This is a genomic window from Paenibacillus mangrovi, assembly GCF_022898935.1.
Classification (GTDB): Bacteria; Bacillota; Bacilli; order Paenibacillales; family Paenibacillaceae; genus Paenibacillus_AQ; species Paenibacillus_AQ mangrovi.
On sequence record NZ_JALIRP010000014.1, the window covers coordinates 19,893 to 32,541 of the forward strand.

Below are 12,649 nucleotides of genomic sequence, written 5' to 3' on the forward strand. Positions count from 1 at the left end.
GTATTTTTTGTTAAAGACAAAAGTCTATTTTAGTACGCTCCTGTTATTAATCGTTTTCTTTACTTTTCTCTTTTTGCCTGCAGGTTCACTTCACTTTTGGGAGGCGTGGATTTATTTAGTAATCTTCTTTGGTTCAACGTTCTTTATCACTGGATATTTTTTGAAAAGGGACCCTGAACTCATAGAGAGAAGAAGCAATGCTAAAGAAAAAGAAAAGGAACAAAAGATTTTCCAATCCATATCTGGTGTCACTTTTTTTGTTGGATTGTTAGTTCTTCCTGGTTTGGACGAACGATTTGGTTGGTCAAATATTCCTTTATTTATTGTATTGATAGCAGATGTCGCCATCTTGCTTGGTTTCTGGATTGTCTTCTTAGTTTTTAAAGAGAATACATACACGTCTGCCATCATCGAAGTGAGTGAGAACCAAAAAGTTATTTCTACTGGTCCGTACGCGGTGGTTCGGCATCCAATGTATACAGGGGCTATTTTTATTATACTTTTCACTCCCCTTGCATTAGGTTCAATTTGGGCATTGATTCCCTCGTTTTTAATAATCATATTTATCGTTCTTAGGCTGCTAAATGAAGAAAGGATATTGTTAAAAGAGTTAAAAGGATATGAGGAATATTGTAAGAAAACACGTTATCATTTAATTCCTCTTATTTGGTAAGAAAAGAGTTCTTGGTGTTCGTACCGGGGACTTTTTTATGTTTGTGAACATAGATGAATAGGAGTGGAATAAAATGAATTGGACATCAATCAGAGATTTTCTTGATATTCCGAAGAACATAACTGGAAAAGAGGTTAAAATTGCCATTATTGATGGAGGCTTTTATTCTCACCCAGACATTTTATCGAATCATAATAGAAGTACTTTCTTAGTAAAAACTCATACAAATAATCCTGTGCCAATGAAAATGACCAATGAAACCCAATTAAATCATGGTCTCCACGGATTATGGACAGCTTCTGCTGCTGGAGGTTCTGGCTTGTTATCGAGTGGCATGTATTCCGGGGCTGCTCCTGAAGCGGATATGTACTTCATTGAAACAGGGCCTCTTCAAACGGCAGAGGATGTCGAAAAAAATGTAGGGAATGCCTTACTTTGGGTCAAACAAAATGCTGAAGAATATGGGATAAGAGGGATTGTTTTAACCGTTGTTGGTCAAAGGGATACAGGTCTTCTTCCTTGGCAAGCTGATCCCCTTCGTATTTTATGTGAAGAGTTAGTTCATAAAGGTATATTGGTTGTAGTGGCATCTGGAAACAATAGTGAGCTTACTAGTAGTTCTGTCATTTCACCCTCCGTTTTATCTGTGGGCGGTGTTGCTATACCTGAAAGTGGTAAGAAGGAATATGCTACTTCGTTTCCAGGTAGTAAGGGATTGACATTTGATGGAAAATGGAATCCTGATATTTTGGCTCCAGCAATGAATGTCGTTTTGCCATTTCCATTTGAGTCAGAAGAAGAACGATTAAATCATTATACTGTGACGCACGACAATCTTCCTCCTAATTATGCCAGACAATGGGGGACCTCATATGCTGCTCCGATCGTGTTAGGATTGGCGGCATGCTTATGGCAAATACAACCCGGTTTGACAGCTGATAAAGTCAAGAAAGCACTAGTTTCTAGTTCTGAATGTCATAGCAAATGGGTAGCACTAAAGGCGGGGCTCGTATCCCCTAATGCCTTCTCGTTAGATTTTCATCAGATTGCTGACACTGACATTCGAAGCTCTATGTATTCACGGTGGAAACATTGGAAAGAACGCTCTTTGTCAGAGAAAATAGAAAAAATCAGCTCCGATAACCACGATGGTATTGATGTTCTTTTATCTTTTTTACCTGAAAAAGTACCTCATGAAGCAATAAGCAGTGTGCAACACTTGTTATATCACCATTCACATAAAGTAAGAGCAGCTGCAATAACTGTACTTTCGACTCAACCATCATTCATAAGCTCCTTAGAACTATTACACTGTCTTACCGATGAATCTCCAAATGTTAAAATGGGGGGACTGTATGCACTTAGCTTATGTCCAAACCTTTGGAAGGAATTGATACCGACTCTTTGCACTTTGATAAACGATGAGAATACTGATATTCGTTATAATGCTTGTAAGTTAGCCGCAACAATAAAAAGCAAACAGTTCATTAAGCCTTTGATGGATGGATTAAATGAAGATGCACGAAATAAGAGAATTGGCACTTTTGGAAAAAGACATTTTGCTTTGGAGATGATCACGGGCATTGAGATCCCACGAGAACCTGAATGGCAGGAAGGAGAAGATCCATATTCAAGCAGGAGTATTCATGCTTTATTGGACATTGCAACAAAATGGAAGTCCTTTTTCAACTTGATGTCTGATAACTAAACGCGGACTGAGTACTCCAAACGCTTGACTTGGAGTTAACTCCAAAGAGTAAACTATATATAAAGAAAACAATATCTTTTGAAAGTGAGGAATCATCAAATGGAATATGTGAAACTTGGAAATACAGGTTTGGATGTATCTCGACTTTGTCTTGGTTGCATGGGCTTTGGTGTGGCAGAACGGTGGATACACCCTTGGGTACTCGATGAAGAGCACAGTCGTCCTATAATTAAAAAAGCTCTGGAACTCGGTATCAATTTTTTTGATACAGCGAATGTGTATTCAGACGGAACAAGCGAGGAAATTGTTGGGCGTGCTTTAAAAGATTATGCCAATCGTGATGAAATTGTCCTCGCTACAAAGGTTCATTTTCGTATGCATCAAGGTCCAAATGGTGCTGGTCTTTCCCGAAAGGCAATCATGAGTGAAATTGATAAGAGTCTTAAGCGATTGGGAACCGATTATGTAGACCTTTATCAAATCCATCGCTTTGATTACAATACTCCCATTGAAGAAACGATGGAAGCCTTGCATGATGTGGTGAAGGCTGGGAAGGCAAGATACATTGGTGCTTCTGCCATGTACGCATGGCAGTTCCTAAAGGCATTACATGTAGCTGAAAAAAATGGATGGACTCGGTTTGTATCCATGCAAAATCATTTAAACCTCTTGTACCGTGAAGAAGAGCGGGAGATGCTGCCTCTTTGTAAGGAAGAAAAAATCGGAGTGATTCCATATAGCCCGCTCGCATCGGGAAGATTGACTCGTGATTGGGCGGAAAAAACGCATCGTTCCGAAACCGATCATGTTCAGAAATCTAAATACGATGCGACTGCAAATAGTGATCGACTGGTTGTGGAGCGGGTTGCAGCAATAGCAGAAAATCGTGGCGTTCCCCGTGTACAAATCGCACTTGCTTGGTTATTGCAGAAAGAACAAGTAACAGCTCCCATTATTGGTGCTACGAAAATGTCTCATCTCGATGATGCAGTAGCTGCTCTTTCGATTACGTTAACACCTGAAGAAATGACGTCGCTGGAAGAGCCGTATGTTCCTCATCCAGTTATTGGTGCGGTTTGATATAAGAAACGACAAGAACATCCTATCCATTTTGAAGGGCGCTCTTAATTAGAAGTCAAGTAGACATTGGAATAAAATAAAATGATTAAGCTGCCTTAGCTCGAGTTTCCATCGGGCTAAGGCTGTTTAATTTCTTCTGCAATCGCTCGTAGTTATAAAAATGGAAATAATCATCTATATCCTTCTTTAAAGCATCAAAGGTCTGGTATTTGTGGAGGTAGTATATTGAAAACCTCGGTCACTATGTAACATCGGTGATACTCCAGTTGCAGCTTTCAAGGCCAAGTCCAGCGTTGTGAATACGGTAAAAAATGTATGAATATTTAATTTGATGTCCGGAACGAGTTTTTTCGATTTGGAAGACGAGCGGCTCGCAATTGGTGTAGAATGGTAATAATTATGCTGCTGTCAGTTCCCATCACAAATGCGGAACGAAGCTTGCAAATGCTATGTGGTTTCACTACATGAAAGTGCGATTGGATGCCCTTGTCACCAAATGAATATGCAAGAACTCAAGGCTTATTTAATAGGAGATCTCATAGTTCGTGTCAATGTTCGTGGAGGGATTTGTCCCCCTGGCTGATAAATTAAACAGATAGGATAGTTCGAGTTCTGCTGAACCGATACTCTAGCGGAAGGAATGGGGACATGGGGGTACTTTACAAGTATTCTAGGCGGTTCCATCGGTTGCAATGGAAATTAACCCTATATTATATTCTCACAACGATTGTTGTCATGCTTCTGCTTGAAATGATAGTTGTCCTGGGTTACTACCTTTTCGTCAATTATAACACCGATCGAATACTTGCCTTTCAGGTAGGTTCGGTCGCACAAAATGCCGCCATTCATTTTAGTGGACCTTTCGTCAACAAAGATAACCTCAATCAAACATTAAAAGACTGGCCTTCGGAGATGGGAACTGAATTTCAGGGGTATTCTGCGGCCTTCGATCTAGGCGGTCGACCGATTGTAATTACAAGAGAACCGTTTTTTGAAGATAACACAGAGCTGGAAATGCCTGCCGAAGTGAAACAGCATGTACAGACCGCATTGTCAATGGAACCCTCTATGGTGAAACCGATTACGACATATGTATATAAGGAAAAGAGCGCTGTGTACATTGTGGCTTCGATTGCCAATAAAACTGCGGTTAGGGGGGCGTTAGTGGTTAAAGCGGAGCAGGTACGTCTCTCTTCACAAAATTTAAGGAATTTTATGCCCAATGTGTTTTCTTTTTTTGGTATCAGTCTTATAGGTTTCATTATTGGGGCGGCGATTGTCGGCCTCACTTTTGGAATTGTTACTTCGCGAAGTCTGGTGCGCCGGATTCAAAGAATATTGACCTCCACGAATCGATGGAGCCACGGGGATTTCACCGTATCCATAAACGATCCGTCCGGCGATGAATTGGGGCAGTTGGTTCATAGGCTTAACCAAATGGCAAAGCAACTAAAGCAATTACTCTGGACACGGCACGATTTGGCGACAATGGAAGAGCGTAATCGCCTGGCCCGGGAACTTCACGATAGCATCAAGCAGCAGATGTTTGCGGTCTCTATCTGGGTCAATACCGGAAAGTCCTTGATCGGACAGGATGAGGAGGCAGCAAGGTCGAATTTGACAGAGGTAGAGCATTTGATTAGTCAAATGCAGAGAGAGCTGAACGCGCTTATACTGGAATTACGCCCTATAGCTTTGGAAGGGAAGCATCTGTCTCGTGCACTAGAAGATTATGTGCGTGCCTGGCAGGGGCAGACCGGAATTTTCGTAAATTTAGAAGCAAGAGGAGACCAGTTGGTGTCTCCCGTCATTGAAGAAGCCTTCTTTCGAATTGCGCAGGAGGCATTGTCAAATGCTGCCCGGCACAGCCGGGCAGATACAGTCAAACTTCGTCTGGAATGCGGCGATCCTGTGACGCTAACGATTAGCGATAATGGTAGCGGTTTTGATGTTAAGGACGCAGGTCATGGCGTCGGACTCTCCTCTATGCGCGAGCGTGTACTCACGTTGGGCGGACAGCTCGATATCTGGAGTGAGAAGGGAAAAGGCACGACAGTAACGGCCCGCTGTTTCCAGAAAGAGTCAAGAGAGAAATAGGTTGAAATGAACAAAAGTTAGTAGTCTTTGTAAAGGAGTGGACAGGATGGTAAAGATGGAGCCGATCACGATTTTGATTGTCGATGATCATGCGATTGTAAGACATGGCTTGTGTGCGTTATTCAAAATTCAACCGGATTGTCTGGTGATCGGCGAAGCCGATTCGGGAGAGACTGCTGTGCGATTGGCTGCGGAGCTTGTGCCCGATGTTGTGCTTATGGATTTGTTGATGCCCGGTATCGATGGTGTAGAGACAACGAAGCGCGTGAAACAAGTCAGTCCGCGATCGCAAGTGATCGTGCTGACTTCGTTTCATGAGGATCAGCACATCTTTCCGGCTATGCGTGCCGGAGCGCTTTCCTATGTGCTCAAAGATATCGACCCCGGCCAATTGGTTGAGACGGTGCGCAGGGCCGTACATGGTGAATCAATGATTCATCCGCGTGTAGCTGCGCGCGTTGTCCAGGAGATTCGAGTCACGAAACGGGCGGATTTCAACCCGTTCGCCGAGTTGAGCGAACGCGAACTCGAAGTGCTGCGTCTTATTGCTGGCGGACTTTCGAATGCCGAGATTGCCGCGCAATTAATCATCAGCGAAAAGACAGTTAAAGGCCACGTTAGCAATATACTAAGCAAGCTGCATATGCTGGACCGTACCAAAGCGGCCGTTTTTGCTTGGGAAAAGGGGCTTATGCGGCCGGATTAATTAAAAAACGACCGTCCTTTTCCTGTCTTCATAATCCTCAATTGCTCCCTATGGTTTTGTCCAAAGTTCTGTTACAAACTAATAGCCCCCTTTCATATATACGGTATAACATGCATTCTGCACCCTCTAATATCTCTAACTTCGCATTTGTCATATTCGTTCCTGCACATAAACAGTTCTCTGGATGTAGGTTTGAACAGACCAGCAGTCGCGTTGCAAACCAATTGTTCTGTTGTAACATCAAGAAGACGACATGGTGAACCATTTCTTGAGGAAACGAGGAAGATAAATGCAAAGATTAAACCAGTTTCAACTATTAAAACGCAATAAAGATAACCGAACGGAAGCTGAGAGGTCGGCCTCACGATTGATGAAGATGCGTATAGTCTGCGGTTATGGCGCCGCCATAGCGGTTACGCCGTATCTACTCATCAAAATTGCTTGGTCTTTTGGTCTCTTCATTCCGACCGAGCAAATGGGCGACACCAGCTGGCGCATGATCAACGCGTCAACCGCGGTTCTCGCTGCGGTCGGCATCCTGCTGGCGATGGCGTTCTGCAGGCCGTGGGGTGAGCGGCTGCCCGCGTGGCTGGTGTCCCTGCCCGTGTGGGTGGGCACCGGTCTGCTCGTTCCAATGCTGTTGCTGGCGCCGGTGCTCGGCCCGGCCGCCATGACCCTGGACAAGGAGGCAGGTGCCGCCGAATTCTGGGCATACGAGCAGATCTTCGTCATGGTCTCACTGGTCGGGATCGGCATCTGTCTGCCGCTCGCCCTCGCAGGGTACGCCAAGGCGCGGTGGCCGGAGGCGCTTGGCGGTCCGACCGACTACGAGGAGCTGCCTGGACATACCCGGCAGCTGCAGAACACTCTGGCTAGAATCGTCGCGGCCGGCTGCATCCTGCTTGGCATCATCAAGGTGTTCTGGGCGGCGGGCGGCACCTTCGGCATCGTCCCGGACATGCTGAATGACCGCGATGTGTGGTGGCACCTGCTGACGTTGAGTACCGGCGTTTGGGCATTCGTGGGGGCGTGGGGCCTGCTGGTGCTGACCTCCCGCCGCGGGTCTCGGAGGTTCCTACCCCCCATGGCGGCGGCCTGGATCTCGTCGGGAATGCTGTTCTCCTATAACCTCTTTTCCGCTATTCGCCCCGATTCGCAGTACTCCCCGGAGTTCCCGCTTGCACGAGTCTTGACCACAGAGGTCGGCATTGTCTTGGGCGTGATGATGGGGATGATCATCTTGCTGGTGCTACATGACCGCCGGCGAGCCCTGCGCGGCGAATCCTGAGAATCAGCTATGACCTGACGGGCTTGTACAAGTGGCACACTCAATGTGCTAACGGTACCGATAGCTCAATATAAACGAGGGCAGCCATTGGCTACCTTTTCTGTACTAACGGGCAGATTAGTTTAAACTCATCATTTTGGATTAACTTCGGAAGTTCCTAACGAATTCGAGGGGTAATGTAGATAGACAAGCGGGGACTAGTCAGAAATTTGACATAATCAAAAGAAACGGTCGACTTTTCAGTCGACCGTTTTACCTCTTATTTATTTGCTCCGTTTAAGACACTAAGCGAATCATTAAGTGCAGTTTTGCACTTGCTGGCATCAGGGCTTCCCGAACGAACGGCTGATAATACCACGTCAATTGTTCCGTCAATTTGGACCCATGTTTTGCTATCCATTTTCCGAAGCTTAGGCTCAGATGTGTCCCATTGATGTTCCAAATTGTCAGCGCCTTTTTTGGCTGAAGCAAAGTCATTTGAATTTACATTGTTTAGCATGTCATTTTCAATGTTAACGAAATCTGTTAATTGTCCAGCCAGTTTATTTTGTGAAGCATTCCCACCGGATGTAGTAGTTTGAGATGAATCACTTTGCGATGCTGATTTATTTGCTCCATTTAAGGTGCTAAGCGAGTCGTTAAGTGCAGTTTTGCATTGGTTAGCATCAGGGCTTCCTGAACGAACTGCTGATAATACAACGTCAATCGTTCCATCAATTTGGACCCATGTTGTGCTATCAATTTTCCGAAGCTTAGGCTCAGCTGTATCCCACTGATGTTCTAAATTGTCAGCGCCTTTTTTAGCTGTAGCAAAGTCTTTTGAGTTTACAGCGTTTAGCATATCATTTTCAATATTAATGAAATCTGTTAATTGTCCAGATAATGTAGCAGCTTGAGTAGAACCGGCTTGCGATGCAATATTATTGCTTAACCCAACATAACCGCCTATCACAACAGCTAAGAAAATACACAGTACCACAATGGTTTGTGTCAAAACATTTTTCTTGCTTCTATTTGATTGGTTTGTTTCTACTGGTTCACTTTTTGGATTTGTATCAATTTTTGTAATAGCGAGGAAAACGATGATCGCTAATATAGCGATAAGGAAAATTACACTCGTAACTGTTGTCCCCAATCCTAACCCGCCATTAGCATTTGGTTGAGATAGAAAATCTCCTAATGATGCTCCAAGTGGACGAGTAAGAATATACGCAATCCAAAATGCTAATACCCCATCAAGGTTCAGGAATTTATACGCCAAGTATACACAAGCTATGATAATAATGACTGTTATTCCTGTGCGAAGATAACCAAGACCGAGTTGTTCGGAAAATAAATCGCCGACTGCTGTTCCAAGTGCAAATGTGAAAAGAATGGTCAGCCAATAGAAAACTTCTCTTTTTCTTGTATAAATCGAGTGGATCGAGAGTGTTCTTTCACTGAGATACCAAAAAAGAAAAGTTAATCCTAACAGCACGGAGAAAAATATTGTACTCGTCTCAAGAGGTACTCCGATATTGTCTGTCAAATTATCCGTTACGAGCGTACCAAATACGCTAATAAGCACAACCGTTAGCCAATAAATACTTGGCACATATTTAGTTGCTCTGAATTGAAAAAACAATACAATGAAAAACGCTATTCCCATGATTACTGTCGTGGCCGTTAAACCTAATCCGAGATTGAAATTGATGAAGTCGGCAAATGTTTCACCGACAGTGGTGCATAAAATCTTAATGATCCAGAAGAAAATCGTAACTTCAGGTACTTTGCTAAGTATTATTTTCAATTTATTTTCGTTCACTTCCATACTTAACTTCCTCTCTTTGCAGTAGTTTCCCACAACTTTATTTTTGTTTTTCCCTCAATCTATAAAAGATATCCATTTCTTCAAAACACGTTATAGCGGGAATAAATTAAAAATAATATAGTAAGATTAAAAACACATGAGAAGGATAAAAATTACATAAAAAACCTCGAGCCATAGCAGAGTGATATTTTTCAATATCGCTGCGCTAAACTCGAGGTGTTTTTAGTTGGAGCTGAATTCTTTTCTCCATTGCGAAGGAGAGACGCCATTGTACTGTTTGAACAGCTTGGTGAAGTAATTTGGATTGCCCAGTCCGATCTGTTCGGCAATTTCAGTAATGCTGTGATCGCTCTCTTTTAGAAGTCGTTCGGCTGCGTGAATACGGTTGAGATTTATATATTCGATAAGCGTCGATCCGGTCGTTTTTTTGAAAATTTTGCAGAAATGATATGGATTTAGATTGACGATGGAAGCGGCCTGGGATACGGTAATGGTTTCAGTGTAATGATCATCGATGTAGAGCAGCAGCTTTTTGAAACGCTCGGCATTACGCGCATGGCCTCGGGAAGTTTTCTCCGTCTGTTGTTTGGGCATAAATTTCCTTGACAGGAGTGTAAGCAAAATGTACATCTGGCTTCTGACGATAAGCTCATATCCTTGATGCCTAGAAGTAAATTCGTTAATAATTTGTCTTAAGATAGAACGGAAATGGCCATTAGCTGAATCATCATGGCTTATTTTGAACGGAAAACGCAAGGTTCCGTCTAAATAGGGTGCAATATATAGCGAATGAATAGGATCAGAGGCTATATGTTTAAATAACGAGGCGTTGAACACGATCGCGATATAGTCTAGTGATTCTGCACAGGCGCTGTATCCAACATGCAGTGCGCCGGGCGGAATCATAATGATATCCCCTGGCTCTGCTTCGTAAGGCATGCTATCGATATGAAAAACGGCTTGTCCTTGGGTCATAAATATAATTTCTAAGTGTTCGTGCCAGTGCATATGCAGCGCTGGTGCCCCGTGATATGGCGTATTCACATGGTTATGAAAAATGTTCATTGGATAAGTGGGATCGTTAAAATAAGTCCTCTCTCTAAGTTCCGGGGGATAGGTCATTATGCCAACTCCTTATCACAAGATACAACCCAAAAAGCCCAAGATTGTATAGAGATTTTCTAATATAACAGCGATAAAATAGGCTTGTGCTACATAATATACTCAATTTAGGAGTGATTTACAATGAAAGGTAGCGATCACTTTTTACGAATAGGAACCTTGGTCGCAGGACAGGATGCAGTGCGTATCCTTCCACAAATTTTACCTCACGGTTTTGAATCTATTACTCTGACTTTTTGGCAAACGACAGGGGGAATTGAACTTAAGGAACTGGCTAAACAGGTTCGGGAAATCGTCGATGAGCATGGGGTCGTGATATCAGCGCTGAGCGTATTCGGTAACCCGTTAACGGGAGAAGGCAACAATGCGGACACACTGGCCAGTTGGGAACGCGCCATTAATCATGCTCATTTATTTGGAGCTGATATTGTAAGCGGTTTTACGGGGCGGTTGACGGATCAGCCTATAGATGAATCTTTGCCGCGTTTCAAGGAAGTGTTCGGAGAATTAAGCAAACGCGCTGCAGATCGCGGTGTACGCATCGCTTTTGAGAACTGCGATATGGGCGGCAATTGGTGGAAGGGAGACTGGAATATTGCGCATAACCCAAGGGCGTGGGAGATGATGTTCAACACCATCCCGGCTGACAATATCGGGCTGGAGTGGGAGCCTTGCCATCAGATGGTCAGTCTGATTGACCCAATTCCGCAGCTTCGCAAATGGGTGAGCAAAGTATTTCATGTACATGGAAAGGATGCGACGATCGCCTGGGATATTATCAAAGAGCATGGGATTCACGGCCCTAAGGAATTTGTGTGGCACCGTACACCTGGATTCGGAGATACCAATTGGACTGACGTCATTTCGATTCTGCGTCAGGCAGGTTATCAGGGAACAATAGATATCGAAGGCTGGCATGATCCAGTGTATCGCGATGAGCTTGAAATGACGGGACAGGTGCATGCCCTTACATTTTTGAAACAATGCCGCGGCGGTTCATTTGTGCCGAATCCGGTATAGAAGGAGGAGTTCATAGCATGACGGAACAAAAGCATCGGATTATCGTCGCCGGCTGTGGAGCAATGTCGCATATATGGATTCAAACGGTGTTGAAACGGGAGGATACTGACATTGTTGCTCTGGTCGACGTGTATCCAGAGAACGCACGAAAAATTAAGAATGAGTATTCCCTGCAATGTGAGATATACACGGAACTAGAACCGGCTATTATGGACACGAATGCCAGTCTAGTAATTGATGTTACGATTCCGGATAGTCATTTTGATATTAGCACCACTGCGATGAGGAATGGCTGTAATGTATTTGGCGAGAAGCCAATGGCAGCCAATTTGGAGCAAGCTAAGGAGATCATCCAAGTGTCCGAAGTAACGGGCAAAACGTTATCTGTTATGCAGAATCGGCGCTATGATGCCAATATTCGCGCGTTAATGGAGATGATCCAATCCGGAATCATCGGTAAGCCGGGTATGGTTAACGCTGATTTCTTTCTGGGGCCCCATTTCGGCGGGTTCAGGGATATGATGGACAGCCCGTTAATTCTTGATATGGCGATTCACACCTTCGATCAGGCCAGGTTTATTCTGAGAGCTGATCCGGTATCGGTATACTGCCATGAGTTTAATCCCCCAGGATCTTGGTATCATGGGAATGCTGCCGCAATTTGCATCTACGAAATGTCGGATGGATCCGTCTTCTGCTATCGGGGCTCCTGGTGCGCCGAAGGTGCGTCCACCTCATGGGAGTCGGACTGGCGGATTACGGGAGAGAAAGGGACGGCGATTTGGGATGGCGTGGGAGCACCTTATGCGGAGATTGTTGGTCCCAAGGAGAATGCGGGTGAATTTCAGCGTGAGATTGTCCGAATCGAAACCCCATTAACGTGGACGGGACAGCTTGGGCATCCAGGCTGCATAGATGAGATGTTCCTGGCTCTAGCTCAAGGGCGGCCTGCGGAAACGGATTGCCGTGATAACATCCATAGCATGGAAATGGTGATGGGTGCGATTGATAGTGCACGAAGCGGGAAGAAAGTATTTTTCTAATTTGAATAGAAAATCAGCTGCAGGAACAAAAAGAAGAACCGGCATTAACTGCCGGTTCTTACTTATATATGTATATAATTGCAATTGCATGCAAAGAAGGAC

Annotated in this window: 11 protein-coding genes; 8 read left to right on the forward strand and 3 right to left on the reverse strand. The window is 44.2% G+C overall.

From position 1 onward, the window contains the following. Positions 1 to 7: 7 nt before the first annotated feature. The 3 genes from MUG84_RS23830 (at position 8) to MUG84_RS23840 (ending at position 3,461) form a co-directional block, all read left to right on the forward strand. Positions 8 to 673 carry a methyltransferase family protein gene (locus tag MUG84_RS23830; protein ID WP_244729891.1) on the forward strand — a complete coding sequence of 222 codons (666 nt, stop codon included), beginning with the start codon at positions 8 to 10 and terminating at the stop codon, positions 671 to 673. 73 nt (positions 674 to 746) lie between these two features. Further along, positions 747 to 2,381, forward strand: coding sequence for a S8 family serine peptidase (locus tag MUG84_RS23835; protein ID WP_244729894.1), 1,635 nt, complete (start codon positions 747 to 749; stop codon positions 2,379 to 2,381). Positions 2,382 to 2,480: 99 nt separating this feature from the next. Then, positions 2,481 to 3,461, forward strand: a complete 981-nt coding sequence (locus MUG84_RS23840) for an aldo/keto reductase (protein ID WP_244729896.1) — start codon at positions 2,481 to 2,483, stop codon at positions 3,459 to 3,461. Positions 3,462 to 3,546: 85 nt separating this feature from the next. Here MUG84_RS23840 and MUG84_RS27555 read toward each other — a convergent pair whose 3' ends face one another. Beyond that, the gene (locus tag MUG84_RS27555; protein WP_342346146.1) at positions 3,547 to 3,687 is read right to left on the reverse strand and encodes an IS3 family transposase; all 141 of its coding nucleotides are present in this window, start codon (positions 3,685 to 3,687) and stop codon (positions 3,547 to 3,549) included. A gap of 461 nt (positions 3,688 to 4,148) precedes the next feature. Between MUG84_RS27555 and MUG84_RS23850 the strand changes: the two genes are divergently transcribed. The 3 genes from MUG84_RS23850 to MUG84_RS23860 all read left to right on the forward strand — a co-directional run bounded on the left by MUG84_RS23850 (position 4,149) and on the right by MUG84_RS23860 (position 7,552). Further along, the gene (locus MUG84_RS23850) at positions 4,149 to 5,558 is read left to right on the forward strand and encodes a sensor histidine kinase (protein WP_244729899.1); all 1,410 of its coding nucleotides are present in this window, start codon (positions 4,149 to 4,151) and stop codon (positions 5,556 to 5,558) included. A 46-nt stretch (positions 5,559 to 5,604) separates the two neighbouring features. Further along, positions 5,605 to 6,264: a response regulator gene (locus MUG84_RS23855; RefSeq protein ID WP_244729901.1), complete on the forward strand. Its 660-nt coding sequence runs from the start codon at positions 5,605 to 5,607 to the stop codon at positions 6,262 to 6,264. Between the two features lie 376 nt (positions 6,265 to 6,640). Next, positions 6,641 to 7,552 (forward strand): hypothetical protein, encoded by a 912-nt coding sequence (locus MUG84_RS23860; RefSeq protein WP_244730154.1) that lies wholly within the window; start codon positions 6,641 to 6,643, stop codon positions 7,550 to 7,552. Positions 7,553 to 7,811: 259 nt separating this feature from the next. On the opposite strand, the gene MUG84_RS23865 is transcribed toward MUG84_RS23860, so the two are convergent. Further along, the gene (locus MUG84_RS23865) at positions 7,812 to 9,362 is read right to left on the reverse strand and encodes a COG4705 family protein (protein WP_244729903.1); all 1,551 of its coding nucleotides are present in this window, start codon (positions 9,360 to 9,362) and stop codon (positions 7,812 to 7,814) included. 222 nt (positions 9,363 to 9,584) lie between these two features. After that, positions 9,585 to 10,484, reverse strand: a complete 900-nt coding sequence (locus MUG84_RS23870; protein ID WP_244729905.1) for an AraC family transcriptional regulator — start codon at positions 10,482 to 10,484, stop codon at positions 9,585 to 9,587. A 123-nt stretch (positions 10,485 to 10,607) separates the two neighbouring features. On the opposite strand from MUG84_RS23870, the gene MUG84_RS23875 reads away from it, so the two are divergent. Together MUG84_RS23875 and MUG84_RS23880 are read left to right on the forward strand one after the other, a co-directional pair. Next, positions 10,608 to 11,504 carry a sugar phosphate isomerase/epimerase family protein gene (locus MUG84_RS23875; protein ID WP_244729907.1) on the forward strand — a complete coding sequence of 299 codons (897 nt, stop codon included), beginning with the start codon at positions 10,608 to 10,610 and terminating at the stop codon, positions 11,502 to 11,504. Between the two features lie 17 nt (positions 11,505 to 11,521). After that, complete coding sequence (locus MUG84_RS23880) at positions 11,522 to 12,547, forward strand: Gfo/Idh/MocA family protein (RefSeq protein ID WP_244729914.1); 1,026 nt, start codon at positions 11,522 to 11,524, stop codon at positions 12,545 to 12,547. Positions 12,548 to 12,649: the final 102 nt, after the last annotated feature.

What these genes read in the sequence shown, in the direction of transcription:
- MUG84_RS23835 (WP_244729894.1), top strand. Translation starts at nt 747, where the DNA reads ATGAATTGGACATCAATCAGAGATTTTCTTGATATTCCGAAGAACATA.
- MUG84_RS23860 (WP_244730154.1), top strand. Translation starts at nt 6,641, where the DNA reads ATGCGTATAGTCTGCGGTTATGGCGCCGCCATAGCGGTTACGCCGTAT.
- MUG84_RS23865 (WP_244729903.1), bottom strand. Translation starts at nt 9,362, where the DNA reads ATGGAAGTGAACGAAAATAAATTGAAAATAATACTTAGCAAAGTACCT.
- MUG84_RS23875 (WP_244729907.1), top strand. Translation starts at nt 10,608, where the DNA reads ATGAAAGGTAGCGATCACTTTTTACGAATAGGAACCTTGGTCGCAGGA.
- MUG84_RS23855 (WP_244729901.1), top strand. Translation starts at nt 5,605, where the DNA reads ATGGTAAAGATGGAGCCGATCACGATTTTGATTGTCGATGATCATGCG.
- MUG84_RS23840 (WP_244729896.1), top strand. Translation starts at nt 2,481, where the DNA reads ATGGAATATGTGAAACTTGGAAATACAGGTTTGGATGTATCTCGACTT.
- MUG84_RS23870 (WP_244729905.1), bottom strand. Translation starts at nt 10,484, where the DNA reads ATGACCTATCCCCCGGAACTTAGAGAGAGGACTTATTTTAACGATCCC.
- MUG84_RS23880 (WP_244729914.1), top strand. Translation starts at nt 11,522, where the DNA reads ATGACGGAACAAAAGCATCGGATTATCGTCGCCGGCTGTGGAGCAATG.